This window comes from Cedecea sp. VD22, assembly GCF_037150195.1.
Taxonomy (GTDB): Bacteria; Pseudomonadota; Gammaproteobacteria; order Enterobacterales; family Enterobacteriaceae; genus Cedecea.
On record NZ_JBBCPX010000009.1, the window covers coordinates 78,612 to 95,075 of the forward strand.

At 57.8% G+C, this 16,464-nt stretch carries 12 protein-coding genes; 3 read left to right on the forward strand and 9 right to left on the reverse strand.

Annotated features, from left to right (window positions below; all coding sequences use genetic code 11):
• Window positions 1-30: 30 nt before the first annotated feature.
• The 6 genes from WFK85_RS16115 to WFK85_RS16140 form a co-directional block, all read right to left on the reverse strand.
• Window positions 31-714: an outer membrane protein gene (locus WFK85_RS16115; protein WP_336708916.1), complete on the reverse strand. Its 684-nt coding sequence runs from the start codon at window positions 712-714 to the stop codon at window positions 31-33.
• Between the two features lie 18 nt (window positions 715-732).
• The gene (locus tag WFK85_RS16120; RefSeq protein WP_008454402.1) at window positions 733-1,230 is read right to left on the reverse strand and encodes a GlcG/HbpS family heme-binding protein; all 498 of its coding nucleotides are present in this window, start codon (window positions 1,228-1,230) and stop codon (window positions 733-735) included.
• A 92-nt stretch (window positions 1,231-1,322) separates the two neighbouring features.
• Window positions 1,323-1,940 (reverse strand): response regulator transcription factor, encoded by a 618-nt coding sequence (locus tag WFK85_RS16125; protein ID WP_336708917.1) that lies wholly within the window; start codon window positions 1,938-1,940, stop codon window positions 1,323-1,325.
• Complete coding sequence (locus tag WFK85_RS16130; RefSeq protein ID WP_336708918.1) at window positions 1,940-3,247, reverse strand: sensor histidine kinase; 1,308 nt, start codon at window positions 3,245-3,247, stop codon at window positions 1,940-1,942. The genes WFK85_RS16125 and WFK85_RS16130 overlap by 1 nt, the downstream gene beginning before the upstream one ends.
• 111 nt (window positions 3,248-3,358) lie before the next feature.
• The gene (fumA, locus tag WFK85_RS16135) at window positions 3,359-5,008 is read right to left on the reverse strand and encodes a class I fumarate hydratase FumA (protein ID WP_008454408.1); all 1,650 of its coding nucleotides are present in this window, start codon (window positions 5,006-5,008) and stop codon (window positions 3,359-3,361) included.
• Between the two features lie 55 nt (window positions 5,009-5,063).
• A complete protein-coding gene (locus tag WFK85_RS16140) occupies window positions 5,064-6,575 on the reverse strand; it encodes an anion permease (RefSeq protein WP_008454410.1) in 1,512 nt (503 codons plus the stop codon).
• 619 nt (window positions 6,576-7,194) lie between these two features.
• Here WFK85_RS16140 and WFK85_RS16145 point away from each other — a divergent pair.
• Window positions 7,195-9,975: a flavocytochrome c gene (locus tag WFK85_RS16145; RefSeq protein ID WP_166994340.1), complete on the forward strand. Its 2,781-nt coding sequence runs from the start codon at window positions 7,195-7,197 to the stop codon at window positions 9,973-9,975.
• A 58-nt stretch (window positions 9,976-10,033) separates the two neighbouring features.
• Window positions 10,034-11,002 (forward strand): FAD:protein FMN transferase, encoded by a 969-nt coding sequence (locus WFK85_RS16150; RefSeq protein WP_166994342.1) that lies wholly within the window; start codon window positions 10,034-10,036, stop codon window positions 11,000-11,002.
• Here the strand turns inward: WFK85_RS16150 and dcuR are convergent.
• From dcuR to WFK85_RS16165, 3 genes are all read right to left on the reverse strand, one after another.
• Entirely contained in the window at window positions 10,983-11,702 is a 720-nt protein-coding gene (gene dcuR / locus WFK85_RS16155; RefSeq protein WP_008454417.1) for a two-component system response regulator DcuR, read from the reverse strand. The genes WFK85_RS16150 and dcuR overlap by 20 nt on opposite strands.
• Entirely contained in the window at window positions 11,699-13,321 is a 1,623-nt protein-coding gene (locus WFK85_RS16160) for a sensor histidine kinase (RefSeq protein ID WP_008454419.1), read from the reverse strand. The genes dcuR and WFK85_RS16160 overlap by 4 nt, the downstream gene beginning before the upstream one ends.
• 64 nt (window positions 13,322-13,385) lie before the next feature.
• Window positions 13,386-14,150, reverse strand: coding sequence for an AraC family transcriptional regulator (locus WFK85_RS16165; RefSeq protein WP_166876253.1), 765 nt, complete (start codon window positions 14,148-14,150; stop codon window positions 13,386-13,388).
• Between the two features lie 180 nt (window positions 14,151-14,330).
• Between WFK85_RS16165 and WFK85_RS16170 the strand changes: the two genes are divergently transcribed.
• Window positions 14,331-16,463, forward strand: a complete 2,133-nt coding sequence (locus tag WFK85_RS16170; RefSeq protein ID WP_336708919.1) for a TonB-dependent siderophore receptor — start codon at window positions 14,331-14,333, stop codon at window positions 16,461-16,463.
• The last annotated feature ends 1 nt before the right edge of the window (window position 16,464 follow it).

The following is a 16,464-nucleotide window of genomic DNA, read 5'->3' on the forward strand; positions in this document are numbered from 1 at the left end:
TAAAAGGGCGGCCCGGTGGCCGCCTTATTGTTAGAACAGGTAGCGAGCACCCAGAGTGAACTCGCTGGAGGCCAGGCGAGCTTTCATCTGCTCATCCTTCAGGCCACGCACGTTCCCGAAGGTGTTATAGCCGCTTTCCACTTTCCCCATATCCACGTAGCGATAGCCCACGTCGAAACTCAGGCGAGCGATCGGTGAGTAGCTGATGCCCGCGCCCAACGAATAAGCGAGATTGTTTTGCGTGCTGTCGGCGTATTCACGGGCGGCGTTGCCCTGCCAGCCGCCGGCCTTCACTTTCGCAATACCTAAGCCAGCGGTGCCAAACAGCGACACGCCATAGCCAATGTCGTAATCGCGATAGACGTTCAGCATCAGCCGCTCGGTGTTCAGCTTCAGGTGGTTCAGGCTGGTCGGGAAGGCGGTTGAGCCGCTGGTAAATTCAGTTTTCTGGCGGAAAGTGTATTCTCCTTCGGTGCGCCAGCCGTTGCCGTACTGGTAGCCAGCCGCCAGTGACGCGCCGCCGAGCCTGTCTTTCTCTTTACCGCCAACAAACTGGCCGACGCCGGGACGGCTGCTGGTGTCCTGGTCACTGGCGCGCTGCTCGCTGTGTACATATTTCGCCGAAGCGTAGTAGCCTTCATCGCTGGTGGCTGCGGCGGCATGGCCTGCGCTCAGCAGAAGCGCCAGCGTTAGTAAGCTTTTCTTGTCATGCATGTCCTGCTCCTTGTGGTGTTATCCCGCGTTCAGTTCTTTCTCAATATTGTTTAAGCCTGCCAGGGCACAGGCCTGATCCAGATGGCCGCCCGGTGCGCCGCCGACGCCGACCGCGCCAATAACCTGTTCACCCGACTTCACCGGCACGCCGCCCGCCAGCAGCAGGAAGCCTGGAATATCACGCAGGTTGGCCGCGCCCGCATTGGACTGGGAACCCTTCATCACGTTGTCGGTTGGGTTTTTGGTGGTCAGCGAGGTGAAGGCCTTCATGCGGCTGGCTTCCACGGTATGCGGCCCGGCGTTGTCCATGCGCTTCATCACCAGCGGCGTGCCTGAACGATCGACCACGGTGACCGCCACGTTGTAGTTGTCTTTGGCACAGGCCTGAAGGACGTTTTGCGCCAGCTTATCGGCGAGGTCGAGGGAGATGTTTTTCTGGCTCAGTACGCCGGTGGCGGCGCTGGCCGTGGAGACAAGACCGCCCAGCAGCAGGGCGCTTAACAGAAGACGTTTCATGATGTTGCTCCAGAGTTGTTGGCTATGGGGCAATACTATGCAACGCGGAGATAGCGGGAAATTGGCGCGAACACCTAACTTTCCAGGTAGTTTTACTTAGCCTCTCTGGCGATGTCGCCGTAGGTTTTCAGCAGTTTGGGCAGAGAGTTGACTTCCAGTTTGGAGAAAATATTGGCGCGGTGCGCTTCCACGGTGCGCGGCGACAGCGAACACAGCTGCGCGATCTCCTTACTGGAATAGCCCTGAATAAGCTGCTTCAGCATCTCTTTTTCCCGCGCGGTAAGCGTGGCTAGCTTTTCCTGTAGCGGCTGCCATTGCTGCCGGGCTTCAACTTTCGCTTTCTGTTGTTCCATTGCGGTACCCACGACCTCGAACAGCAGATCGGCATCAACCGGCTTGGTCAGGAACTCAAAGGCACCGTTCTTAAAGGCGCGGCGGCATAAATCGATGTTGCCGTGTCCGGTCATGATAATCACCGGCAGCGCCAGGCCCTGCTGCGTCCACTCCTCCAGCAGCGTCAGCCCGGTTTTCCCTGGCATGCGGATATCGAGCAGCATACAGCCGTCGAGCTGGCTTAAGTCACCGGCGTTTTGCTGAAACGCCTGGGCGCTGTCAAAAGCCTGGGTTTGCCAACCGACGGTGGCAAGCAGCAGACTCAGCGAGTCACGAATGGCGGCGTCATCGTCAATCAGCCAGATATATGGTGCCATTATTTCTCCTCATCCTTAAGCGGGAACCACAGGCGGAAGCAGGCTCCGCCCGCAGATGTGTTGCCGGCCTCAATGGTGCCGTTCAGGCGCTGTACCAGCGTGTCGGCGAGCGCCATCCCCAGCCCGACGCCTTGCGCTCGGGTGGTGAAGAACGGAATAAAGACCTGTTCCAGCGCCTCAGGAGAAAGCCCCGGCCCGCCGTCGGTTACCGTCAGCGCGATACCGTTATTATCCGAGCTTGCCTCCAGGTGTACCCAGCCTGCGCCGTTGGTTTGTGCCTGAATCGCGTTGCTGGCGATGTTATGCAGGATTTGCTCAACCCACAGCGGCGGGGCGATGAGCGGCGGCAGGTCGTCGGCAAAATGGCTGGTGACGCGGATTTTGCTGTGGCTCAGTTCGTTATCCAACAGTTTGCACACGCGCTGCCAGAGCGACGGGAGATCGACCCGCTGGTGCTCGGCGCGTTCGCTGGTGAGCTTCTGGCGAAATTGGCTAAGCAGGCCGTCGATGCGCTTTATCTGCAGCACGGCGGCGTCCAGCAGTTCTGGTACCTGAGCCGGATTATCCTGTTTAATCAGCCGTACTGCTGCCTGGTTATAGCTCATGATGGCGCTCAGCGGCTGGTTCAGCTCGTGCACCATGCCGGCCGCCAATTCTCCCATGGTATTGAGACGCGTCAGTTCGGCGTAGCGGGCGCGCAGGTCGGCAATGTCCCGGCGGCGTTTGTTGGCCTGATATTGCGTCAGCAAGTAGATCGCCAGCGCCCAAAACAGCGCCGGGGATGCTATCAGCCACCAGGGCAGTTTCGCCCATGGCGGGCTGTCGCTGGCCGAAACTAAAAACGGCTGCGTCGGGCTGGCGACGGTTTTATCCCACTGCCAGTAACCCTTGTTGGCGGTGCCCTGTTCGCAAAGAAGAGTGTTATTCCAGCTGATGCTGAGGTGTTGAAACGTCTTTTTCTCGCCCAGCGTGTCGAGCAGCGTCGGGAGATCGATCAGCAGCGAGAGGTTAGGGCGGTTCAGCCAGTAGCGGCCATTGGCTTCTGGCACAATCGCCAGGCGAGGCTCCGGGTTCTCATGCCGTCGCCACTCGACGATCTGCGGCAGAATGTGCTGCACCTCAACGGCGTTTTGGCTGACGGGCAGCAGAGGAATGATGGCATCGTGCTGGGACAGCTTAACCGTGATTTCGCGGTAAAGAATGCGGAAGTCGGCGGATTTATCTTCGTACTGCTGCTGTAAAAACCAGGCGCCAAGTCCCGCACAGCTAAGCAGCGTGAGCAGTAGCCAGCTGATTATCCTTAACATGTGAAGTCCTTGCGTTGGCGTTGGCTGAAATGTGGCCTCAGTATGGGGTAACTTTGGGGCAAAAAAAAGCGGGCACCGTAGCGCCCGCCTTATTATCCGTATTCACTGAAATCAGTGCTTGTTACAGCCTGCGCACTGTTTGTTCTGGATCTGCTGGAAGAAGTCGTTGCCTTTGTCATCCACCAGGATAAACGCCGGGAAGTCTTCCACTTCGATTTTCCAGATAGCTTCCATACCCAGCTCAGGGTATTCCACCAGTTCAAGGCTCTTGATGCTGTTTTGCGCCAGCACCGCCGCCGGGCCACCGATGCTGCCGAGGTAGAAGCCGCCGTGTTTGTGGCAGGCGTCGGTCACTGGCTTGCTGCGGTTGCCTTTGGCCAGCATGATCATGCTGCCGCCGTTGGCCTGCAGCTGGTCCACGTAGGAGTCCATGCGGCCTGCCGTGGTTGGGCCCAGGGAACCGGAAGCGTAACCTTCCGGCGTTTTAGCCGGGCCAGCGTAGTAGATCGGGTGATCTTTCACGTACTGCGGCAGCGCTTCGCCGTTATCGAGGCGTTCTTTCAGCTTCGCGTGGGCGATGTCGCGTGCCACGATGATGGTGCCGCTAAGCGACAGGCGAGTGGACACCGGGAAGTCGGACAGCTGCGCGAGGATCTCTTTCATCGGGCGGTTCAGGTTCACTTTCACCGCTTCGCCTTCTCCGGCCTGGCGCAGCTCTTCCGGGATGTATTTGCCCGGATTGCTTTCCAGCTTCTCAATCCAGATGCCGTCTTTGTTGATTTTCGCCTTGATGTTGCGGTCGGCGGAGCAGGAGACGCCCATGCCGATTGGGCAGGATGCGCCGTGGCGTGGCAGACGAACGACGCGGATATCGTGGGCGAAGTATTTGCCGCCGAACTGCGCGCCCAGGCCAAGCTCCTGCGCTTCTTTCAGCAGCTCTTGCTCAAGCTGCACGTCGCGGAACGCCTGGCCGTGCTCGTTACCTTCGGTTGGCAGGCCGTCGTAGTAGTGGGTCGACGCCAGCTTCACGGTTTTCAGCGTGGATTCTGCGGAGGTGCCGCCAATCACAAACGCGACGTGATACGGCGGACAGGCTGCGGTGCCCAGCGTGCGCATTTTCTCCACCAGGTAATTTTTCAGCTTCGCCGGGGTGATCAGTGCTTTAGTTTCCTGATACAGATAGGTTTTGTTGGCGGAACCGCCGCCTTTGGCGACGCACAGGAATTTGTATTCATCGCCGTCCACGCTGTAGAGGTCAATTTGTGCAGGCAGGTTGGTGCCGGTGTTCACCTCTTTGTACATATCCAGCGCGGCGTTCTGGGAGTAGCGCAGGTTATCTTCGATGTAGGTGTTGTACACGCCCTGAGACAGCGCCGCTTCATCGCCACCGCCGGTCCAGACGCGCTGGCCTTTTTTGCCCATGATGATGGCGGTGCCGGTATCCTGGCAGGTCGGCAGAATGCCCTTGGCCGAGATGTCTGAGTTACGCAGGAACTGCAGCGCGACGTACTTATCGTTTTCGCTGGCTTCCGGGTCGCTCAGGATATCCGCCACCTGCTGCTGGTGTGCCGGACGCAGCATAAACGCCGCATCGTGAAACGCCTGCTGAGCGAGCAGGGTCAGCGCCTGTGGCTCAACTTTAAGAATGGACTGGCCTTCAAATTCGCTGACGGAAACGTGGTCGCGGGTTAACAGGTAATATTCGGTGTCGTCATGCGCCAGCGGGAAGGGATTTTGGTAAACAAAAGGTTTGTTCGACATAGCTCGTTACTCCATAAAAATAAACCGCCGGAGGTTGCCCTCCAGCGGCTTTAAATCAGAACATCAGGGACATCCACGGATAACCAATCACCAGCAGCGCGGCCAGGAACAGGCCACCAAAGATGGTGCCCAGGCGCCAGTAATCTTTAGTTGGCAGGTAGCCGCTACCGTAGTAGATAGGGCTTGGGCCGGTGCCGTATGGAGTGATGATGCCCATGATACCCAGCGAGGTCACCATCAGCAGACAGAACACTTCCATATTCATGCCCGGAATGGTGGAGGCGATGGTCAGCATCGCTGGCAGCAGCGCGGTGGTGTGCGCGGTGGTGCTCGCAAACAGGTAGTGCAGCAGGTAGAACGCCAGCAGCAGGACAATGGTCGCGGTGCCTGGGGCGATACCGGTCATCAGCGCGCCGCCTTCTTTACCCAGCCAGGAGATGAAGCCGGTAGAAGACAGGCCATCGGCCAGGGCAACCAGGGTGGCGAACCAGACGAAGGTGTTCCACGCCGCTTTGTTATTGGTGATGTCGTTCCAGTTCAGAACGCCGGTCCACAGCATCAGCACGATAACCAGCAGGGCCGCAAGCGCAGGTTCAATCCAGCTTGCCGCGAAGATCCACATCACCAGCGCGGAGCAGACGAACACCAGCAGCAGGATTTCGTTGCGGGACAGTTTGCCCAGTTTTTCCAGTTCACGGCTCGCCCATTTTGGCACTTCGTCGTTCACTTTCACTTCAGGCGGGTAGAGCCAGTAAGCCAGCAGCGGCATGGTCAGCAGTAACAGCAGGCCCAGCGGCAGGAAGGCGAGGAACCACATGCCCCAGGAGATGTTGATGCCAACGATGCTTTTCACCAAAGCCAGTGCCAGCAGGTTAGGGGCCAGCGCAGAGAGGAACATTGAGCTGGTGATACAGGCTGCGGTGATAGCCACCCACATCAGGTAAGAACCGATTTTACGCGCGCTTGGGTCGTTAGGTTTTGAGCCATACAGCGGCGGCAGGTTAGCGATAATCGGGTAGATGGTCCCGCCGCTGCGTGCGGTGTTGGACGGGGTAAACGGTGCCAGCAGCAGGTCGGCGAAAGCAATGGCGTAGCCCAGCGTCAGGCTGCGGCGGCCAAGGTATTTCACCAGAATCAGCGCCAGTCGGCGGCCAAACTGGGTCTTATCGTAACCGGCAGCAAACATAAATGCGCCGAAGATAAGCCAGACGGTGGAGTTCCCGAAGCCGCTGACCGCCCATTTAAAGGAGGCTCCCGCCAGCTTGAATTTCGGGTCGGCCATTTGCTCCGGGCTGAACAGCAGCCACTGACTGCCGAGCGAAATGACGACGATCCCGGTCAGGCCGATAACGGCGCCCGGCAGCGGTTCGAAGATAAGCCCGACGATAACGCCGACGAAGACAGCGAAGAAGTGCCAGGCGTACGGCGGCAGGCCGTCCGGGACCGGAACCAGCATCAGCAACAGCGCCACAATGATGGGCAGGGCCATCATCAGCCAACGTTTGTTGTTGCCTGCTTTTTTATTGCTCTCTTTGAGCGGCGGTAGATTGGTGGTTATTACACTCATAATGACACCGTTATAAGGAGTTAAGGATTCGTTTTATATTTCCGCTTACTTTAGTTTTTAAACTTACTTTATTAATTAAACGCTCTTGGTTAGCGGTTGCGGAAATAGGTATTCATCGCTTTTTATCGGCGGTGAATTAAATTTTATGGATAGTTATATATTGCGCTTTCGGGGTATATGACAATTGATCGAGATCAAAAAAACAGATTCTGGTTATTCTTTTCGTAAAAAATAATAGTTCGTGTTTTAGCAGGGTTATTTACGGCGAAAAGTTATCAGTTTGATCATTAAAAAAGCGGCGCTCAGGTCATTTTTGATGTTTTTTGCTGACTCGATTCCGCTTGCCGCATGGTCTGGCGCATGTTCACGGCGTGCATCTGGTAGGTAACTAAAATGTTATATTAATTTAATAAGCTGTTATCTTTTATATTTTAATTAATAACACGTTGTGGGTAATTGTGTTATTACGGTTCTTTAATAGTTTTTAAACTAACGTAAATAGTTTGGTAACTAAAAATAGTCTTATATTGTTGACATGCGAAATGGCCAATAACCAGAACGAAAATAGTGCCAGCAACCGAATTCTCAGTTTTAAATTTTAAAGTTTGGAGTCGACATTATGAGCACCGACAAAAACATGTTAAGCCCATTTACTTTACCTAACGGTACGGCGTTAAAAAATCGTCTGCTAATGGCACCGATGACTACCTGTACCGGGTATTTTGATGGCACCGTGACCGAAGAGCTGGTGGAGTACTACCGCGTCCGCGCCGGGAGCATCGGTACCATCGTGGTGGAATGCTGCTTTATTGACGATTTAGGCCTGGCCTTCCCTGGCGCTATCGGGATAGACACCGACGAAAAAATTGCTGGCCTGGCGAAAATCGCCGCCGCGATTAAAGCTGAAGGCTCCAGAGCCCTGCTGCAGATTTACCACGGCGGCCGCATGGTCGACCCTAAACTCATCGGTGGCCGCACGCCGGTTGGCCCAAGCGCGCTGGCCGCACCACGCGACGGTGCTGCAACACCGCGTGCCCTGACCACAGAAGAAGTGGCGGGCATGGTGACTAAATTTGGTGAGGCCGTTCGCCGCGCCATTCAGGCTGGTTTCGACGGTGTGGAAATCCACGGCGCGAACACCTATCTGATTCAACAGTTCTACTCCCCGAACTCAAACCAGCGTGATGACGAATGGGGCGGCAGCCGCGACAACCGCGCTAAGTTCCCGCTTGCCGTGCTGGATATCACCCATCAGATGGTGCGTCAGTTTGCTGACGATGCATTCATCATCGGCTACCGTTTCTCCCCGGAAGAGCTTGAAGTGCCTGGGATTCGTTTCGACGACACCATGTACCTGCTGGAAAAACTGGCCGAGCGAGGCCTGGACTACCTGCACTTCTCTCTGGGTTACTCGCTGCGTCCGTCCATTAACGACACCGCCGACCCGACGCCGCTGATCAACAAATACTGTGCAATGCGCTCCGACGCGCTGGCGCAGATCCCGGTGATGGGCGTGGGCGGCATCGTGAATGCTTCCGACGTGGAAACCGCGCTGGAGCACGGGTATGACCTGGTGGCCGTAGGCCGCGCCTGCATTGCCTACCCGGACTGGACTGCCCGCATCGCCAACGGCGAAGTGCTGGATCTGTTTATCGACAGCACCAAACGCGAAGAATTGACCATCCCTGAGCCGCTGTGGCGCTTCTCGCTGGTCGAGGCGATGATCCGTGACATGAGCATGGGCGGAGCCTCTAAATTTAAACCGGGGATCTTCGAAGAAACCGTCAGCGATGACGTCAACCAACTGGTGATTAACGTCAGCCTCGACAGCGATCGCATCGCCGATATCGCGCTGGCCGCTGGCCCGCAGGACGACGTGGAGTTCACCACTAACTTCGAAGAAATTCGTACCCGTATCCTGACCGCCAACTCGCCGTTTGTGGATGCCATTTCCGGCGCGACTTCCCAGAGCGAAGCGGTGAAAAAAGCCGTTTCTAAAGCGATGGTGAAATCCAGCAAGCAGCAGGCGTTTGAAGAAAGCGGCGGCGTTAGCGCCCCGCAGAGCTACGACGTGGTTGTGGTCGGCAGCGGCGGTGCCGGTCTGGCGGCGGCGATTCAGGCCCACGACGAAGGTGCCAGCGTGCTGATCGTTGAGAAAATGCCGTCCATCGGCGGGAACACCGTTAAGGCATCTGCCGGGATGAACGCGGCGGAAACCCGCTTCCAGCGCGTCAAAGGTATCTTCGACAGCAAAGAGCTGTTCTATGCCGAAACCCTGAAAGGCGGCTACAACAAAAATAACCCAGAGCTGCTGCACCGCTTTGTGGAAAACGCCCCGCAGGCCATTGAGTGGCTGGCGGATCGCGGCATCATGCTGAACGACATCACCACCACCGGCGGGATGAGCATTGACCGCACCCACCGCCCACGTGACGGATCGGCGGTCGGCGGCTACCTGATCAGCGGCCTGCTGCGTAACATCAACAAACGCAGCATCGACGTGCTGATGGAAACGGCGGTAACGGAAATCCTGTTTGACCAGGGCGCAGTCAGCGGCGTGGCGCTGCTGACGGACGAAAACGAAGCGCTGACCATCCACGCGAAAAGCGTGATCGTGGCGACCGGCGGCTTCAGCGCCAACAGCTCGATGGTGGTGAAATATCGCCCGGATCTGGAAGGCTTTGTCACCACTAACCACAAAGGCGCCACGGGCGGCGGTATCGCGCTGCTGGAAAAACTGGGCGCAGGCACCGTGGATATGGGCGAAATACAGATTCACCCAACCGTGGAGCAAACCACCTCGTACCTGATTTCCGAGTCCATTCGCGGCGGCGGTGCCATCCTTGTGAACCAAAAAGGCAGCCGCTTCTTCAACGAAATGGAAACCCGCGATAAAGTGTCGGCGCAGATTATCGCGCTGCCGGAGAAATACGCTTACATCGTGTTCGACGAGAACGTTCGCACTAAAAACAAAGCGGCAGATGAGTACATCGCCAAAGGCTTTGTGGTCAGCGCCGAAGGGCCTCGCGAACTGGCGGAGAAACTGGGAATGGATTACCACACCTTCCTCGCCACGCTTGAGCGTTACAACGGCTTCGTGGAAAATCAGTACGACGAAGATTTTGGCCGTCAAACCGCGCTGCGCAACCCGATTAAAGATGGCCCGTTCCACGCCATCCGCATCGCCCCTGGGGTGCACCACACCATGGGCGGCGTGACCATCAACGCCGAAACCGAAGTGCTGGATAAACTGCATCAGGTTATCCCTGGCGCGTTCGCGGCGGGTGAAGTGGCCGGTGGTATTCACGGCGGCAACCGCATCGGCGGTAACGCGGTGGCAGATATTATTGTCTTTGGTACCCTGGCGGGCCATCAGGCGGCAAGCTGGGCAAAACGCTAAGCCCAACTGCGCTCCGGCCCTCGCCGGGGCGCAACCTTTTCAGCAAAAGGAGCCCGCTATGTCGCAACCCGAAGGTGTTTATGGCTACTCCGCCGTTTTAATGGGCTCGCCCATTCTCCTCAAGCTGTTCGAACCCAACGAAACTCTCGCCTCTCAGGTGTTCCGCCTGATTAAACAATACGAAGATCTGCTCACCGTGAACCGGGCCGAATCCCAGGTGATGAGCATTAATCACGCGGCGGGCAAACATCCGGTTGCCGTCAGCCGTCCGGTGTTCGAGCTTATCAAATGCGCCAAAGCCGCCAGCCTGTTCCCCGACAGTATTTTTAATCTCGCCATTGGCCCGCTGGTGAAGCGGTGGAAGATTGGTTTCAAGGGCGATAGCGTTCCGCCGGCAGAAGACATCGCCGCGCTGCTGCCGCGCACGCAGCCGCATCAGGTGGTGCTGGACGAAGCCGAAGGCAGCGTTTACCTGGCACATAGCGGGATGGAAATAGACCTGGGCGCGATAGCCAAGGGCTACATTGCCGACCGGGTACGCGACTTCCTGCAGCGGCAGGGCGTGGCGCAGGGGCTGATTAACCTCGGCGGCAACGTGCAGACGCTGGGCTCGCCGGAAGGCGGCTGGACCATCGGGCTGAAAAAGCCGTTTAGCGGCCCGGAAGAGATGCTGGGCGTGATTGAGGTGGCGAACAAATCGGTGGTGACATCCGGCGTTTACGAGCGCTATTTCGAGCTGGACGGCAAACGCTATCACCATATTCTCGACCCGCGCACGGGCTACCCGCTGGATAACGACCTGGATAGCGTGACGATCGTCTCGACTGACTCGCTGGATGGGGACATCTGGACGACGTTGATTTACGGCATGGGATTAGAAAAGGGCGGCGCAGTGCTGGCGAATCGCCCCGATATCGAGGCGATTTTTGTCACCAAACAGCGAGAGATTATTCTCTCTTCCGCCAGCCAGTTCCGCTTTACGTTACTGGATGACAGCTACCGGCTGATTACTGGCAGTACTGCTTGAGCAGGCCAAGCTGTTCGGCCTGCAGGCGATAGCGGTACACCGGGCGGCCGGTCATGCCGTAATGAATGCTGGTGAACAGGATATTGATCTGCGCTAGCCAGATCAGATACTTACGGCATGACACGCGAGAGATATTTACCGCCGCTGCCAGTTCGTCGGTGGAGAACTCTTCCGTCGGATGGGTGTCGATCCACTGGCAAATGGTGCGCAGCGTTTGCGGCGTCAGCCCTTTCGGCAGGCGCTTGGCGTCCGCCACCACCGGGGAGCCACCGTGCAGCAGTCGGTCAACGTCCGCCTGCTCGTAATATTTGTGGGTGCCCATCAGGTTTTTCTTTTCGCGCCAGTTGGTTAACGCTTCTTCAAAGCGCGGGAACTGGAACGGTTTGATCAGGTAATCCACCACGCCGTAGTGCATCGACTTCTGGATAGTCGCCGCGTCCGCCGCCGAGGAGATAACGATCACATCGATGGTTTTTCCCGCTTCACGCAGCGTCGGCAGCAGATCCAGGCCGTTATCCTGCTGCATATACACATCCAGCAGGATCAGATCTATTTTTAGCTCCGGGTTGCTGACCATCTCCCGCGCCTGTTTCAGCGTGGAGGCGGAACCGCAGCAGCTAAAGCCCGGGATTTGGCTGACGTAGGCGCGGTTAAGCTCCGCAACCATCGCATCATCATCAACAATTAAGACATTAATCACGCATTGTTCCTTTCACTATCCCAGGGTAACTGCACAAAGAATTGGGTGAAGACGCCGGGTTCTGACTCCACCTGAATACTGCCACCAAGGCGCTCAAGCTGCTGCCTGGCAAGGAACAGCCCCACGCCACGCTGCTCGCCTTTGGTGGAGTAGCCTTTGTCAAAAATAGACTGAATATGGTCCGGCTCTATACCCGGTCCGTCGTCGCTGACTTCCACGCTTAGCACGCCGTTCTGGTAGTGCAGCAGCACGCCTACTTCGCCATCAGGCTGGTCGCCCATCGCGTCCAGCGCGTTTTCAATCAGGTTGCCCAGCGCGGTAATCAGCGCCATCACCTGAAGTTCGTTCGGGTTGTCCGGCAGCTGGCATTCGTCGGCAAGCGCCAGATGGTGGCCCGCTTCCCGCGCGCGGTTAATCTTGCCAATCAGGAACCCGGCAATCACCGGCGACTTAATTTTGCTCTGCAGCGTGCCAATTTCCGTCTGGTAATTGCTGGCGGTTTGCAGAATGTACTCTTCAAGCTTGTCGTAATGCTTAAGCTGCAGCAGGCCAAGAATGACGTGCAGCTTATTCATAAATTCGTGCGAGCGCTCGCGCAGCGCGTCGACATAATTCACCATGCCGTCTACACGCTGGGTCAACAAATTGATTTCAGTCTTATCGCGGAAGGTACTGATGGCGCCGATCACCTGATTATTTATACGAATTGGCACCGCATTACACAAGACCAGGCGGCCATAGCTGATGATTTGCCGATCCTGAATCGGCGTGCCGGTGTGCAGCACTTCGCACAGCGTGGCCACCAGCGGCCCCGGCGGCACGGTTTTACCGAGGCGGAAATCGTCCGGGGAGAGCAGCATTTTGCGCGCCGCGTGGTTGATAAGCGTCACGCGGCCTTCGCGGTCAACGGCGATAATGCCCTCTTTAACGGACTGCAGCATAGCCTGGCGCTGCTCGAACAGCGCGGAGATTTCATACGGCTCAAAGCCGAACAGAATGCGTTTCAGCACCCGCACCAGCACCCAGGTGCCGAGCGAGCCGAACAGGGCGCTGAACAACACCGTCCAGAGCACGCTCCAGCGGCTCTTGCTGATCTGCTCGTCCACTTTGCTCAGCGAGATGCCGATGGCGACCACGCCTATCTGCTTATGCTGTTCGTTATAGACCGGCGTAAAGACGCGCAGGGCTTCCGCCAGCACGCCGTGGTTGATCGACACATTCTCTTTGCCCTCCAGCGCCGGGAAAATGTCGTCGCCAATAAAATGCGAGCCAATATTGCCGGGTTGGGGATGTGAATAGCGAATGCCGTTCATGTCGGTCACCACCACGAACAGCAGGTCGTTACGCTCCTGCACGCGGGTGGCTACCGGCGGAATAATGTCTTTGCTGTGGGGCTGCGTCAGGCCGTATTTGATCGTCGGATCGTCGGCCAGGGTTCTCGCCACCGCCAGCGCGGTGTCTTTCAGACCGCTGCGGGTGGCGTTGCTGATCTGGATAAAGTACAGGGCGTAAACCACAAGCAGCACCGAGCCGATAACGGCGCACAGCATCAGCGTCACCGAGGTGCTGAGTTTCATCGGGCGCTTGGCCGTCGTTTGCGGGGGCTTCGTGTCGCTCATGGTTGTTCCGGTCCGGGGCGCAAACGGTGATTATCGCCGATGGAACCGGATTGTAAAAGCCGTGTCAGAGATAGCGGCCAATATACCTCTGCGGGGAAACGCCCAGCTTTTTCCTGAACATAGCGATAAACGCGCTGCTGCTGGCGTAGCCGAGCGTGCTGGAAAGATTGCTGATGGTGGTGCCGCGCGCAAGGTGGCAGACGGCTTCCACCAGGTGCATTTGCTGCCGCCATTCGGTAAAGCTGAGCTGCGTCTCTTCCCGGAACAGCCTCGCCAGGGTTCTTTCGCTTGCGCCGACCCGTTTTCCCCACCAGGCCAGGGTTTCCCGCTGGGAAAGGTCGCTGCACAGCGCATCGCAAAGCTGGCGAATACGCCTGTCGTGGGGGAGGGTGATATGGCACAGGGCAATATCCTGCAGGCGCAGCAGCTCGTTGTGCAGCAGGTCGTGCAATAGCTGGCTTCGCTGCGGGTCGGCGGGTTTTTCCAGGCCAGCGACGGTCAGGGACTGAAACAGCGGCGTGACGGCCAGGCTGCGGCTGTGGCGGCTGAACGCGGCAGAAGCCGCTGGCGTCATGTAGAGATTGTGGGTGACCACGTTGCCGATGGCTTCCAGGCCGTGAGGCAGTCGCCCCGGCAGCCAAAGCGCGTGGCCAGGGGCGACGACCCAGACGTTTTGCTCGCTGCGGATTTTTGCCACGCCGCTGACCGGGTAAATCAGCTGGCCCTGCTCGTGGGCGTGAAACGGCTCCTGGCTTCCTGCGCTATAATGGAGTTCTCGTACTTCCAGAAACGCTTCCTGCGGACTCTGCTGTGTGAATTGCTTTATCATTTGTTGCCTGCCGTTCGTCCGATTCTCGCCATTTCATGATGCAGTAGCGCGTTAAGACAATCTCTGTCCGCTTTGCGATATCCCGTCAACCGATCGCGCTATTCTGCCACGGGTGCTCTTCTCTTTTAAAGGTGAATAATTATCATTTCGATCCTCTTCTTATAACATGATACGGTCGATATGAAACAGGGCGGATGGGTAAACGGGAACATGCCTTTAAAGGCGTTAAGTTGTGCGGTCTTTGCGGCGTGCGCGGGCTTTGCCCATGCAGCAGACAAACCGGCGGCACAGGACAGCACGATGGTTGTTACGGCCACGGCACCTTCTTCTTCCGGGCAGGAAGATGAAACCAATGTGGTGGCACATGAGGCGGTGGCTGGCACCAAATCCAGCTCGCTGATTAGCCGCACGCCGCAGAGTATTTCGGTGGTGACACAGGCGCAAATCGCGGCCATGGCGGCAAAAAACATTCCCCAGACGCTGCGCTACGTCGCGGGCGTCTCCTCGGAAGATGCCGGCCCGGATACCCGCTTTGACACCATCATGGTGCGTGGCTTTGAAGCCGACGAATATCTGGACGGCCTGCGCCTGCCGCGCGAAGCCTGGTGGAGCCGCCCGGCGTGGGATCCGTTCCTGCTCTCCCGCATTGAAGTGGTCAAAGGTCCGGCTTCGGTGCTCTACGGCCAGGCTAACCCCGGCGGCGTAGTGAATCTTGTCAGCAAAACGCCGCAGGCCCAGCCGGGCGGCCAGGTTTACGTCAGCGCCGGGAATAACAGCCAGTTTGGCACCGGCTTTGACGTCACCGGCCCGCTAACCGACAGCCAAGAGTGGCTTGGCCGCGTGGCGGGCACCTTCTTCGACACCAAAACGCAGGTCGATCATACCCGCTACCAGCACTACGACATTGCGCCGTCCGTGACCTGGCAGCCAAACGATCGCACCAGCCTGACGCTGCTGGCCCAGCTGCGCCAGGATCCTGACACCGGTTTCTACAACATGCTGCCGGTCAAAGGCACGCTGGTGAACAACCCGAACGGTAATATTGGCACCCACTTCTACGGCGGCCAGCCGGGCTTTGATACCTACACCCGCAGGCAGGGCAGCATCGGCTATCAGTTCCGTACCGAATTGAACGATAACATTACGCTGCGCCAGAACGTGCGTTACATCAGCAGCAGCGCCGATTACCGCATGGTGTACCCGTTCGGGACGTACCCAACCCAGCCGCTGGTTGACCGCTACTCCATGAACCTTACCGAAACGATGAGTAACTTTGCGGCGGATAACCAGGGCGAGTTCCGCTTTGATACCGGGCCAGTGTCGCACACCGCGCTGCTCGGCGTGGATGTGATGCACTCCTCGGTGCGCAGCCAGGCGGGCTACGGCGACGCTGTGCCGCTGAATTACCTCAACCCGGACTACAGCACGCCGGTCGAGATCCCGGCGTTTACCAGCAACAGCCATTCGACGATGGATCAAACGGGGCTTTACCTGCAGGATCAGCTGACGCTGGACAACTGGGTGATGAGCCTCGCCGGGCGGTATGACAGCGCGCAAACCAAAGCGACCAACCTGCTGGACGGTTCTCACCAGACGCGCAATGACTACGCCACCACCGGCCGCGCGGGGCTGTTGTACCACTTTGATAACGGCATTGCGCCGTACATCAGCTATTCCACCTCGTTTGTGCCAAGCGCGGGTACCGGGTTTAACGGCAATGCGTTTAAGCCAACCAAAGGCAAGCAGACCGAAGTTGGGCTGAAGTACGATCCGGTCGGAATGGACGCGCTGTTTACTCTGGCGCTGTTCGATCTGCGTCAAACCAACGTCGCCACGCCGGATCCCGATCATGTGAATTACAGCGTGCAGACCGGAGAGATCCGCTCCCGTGGGATCGAACTGGAAGGTAAAGTGAACGTCACGCCAGCCTGGCAGATCCTCGCATCCTACTCGCTGACCGACCCGGAAGTGCTGCAGGCGAACGACGGCAGCGAAGGCAAACACCCGATGGGCATTTCCCGCAACCTGGCCAAGCTCTGGAGCCAGTACGCGTTCAGCGGCCCGCTGGATGGTTTCTCCCTCGGCGGCGGCGTGCGCTATGTCGGCCCAAGCTATGCGACAACGGATAACTCGCTGCAGGTGCCGGGCGCCACGGTGTATGACGCCCGCATCGGCTGGCAGTACCGCCAGTGGCAGGTTGCCCTTAACGCCGCTAACCTGACGAACAAAACCTACCTTGCAGCCTGCCAAAACAACGGCTGTGAGTACGCGGTTAAGCGTCAGTACGTGGCAACGTTAAGCTACCAGTGGTAAG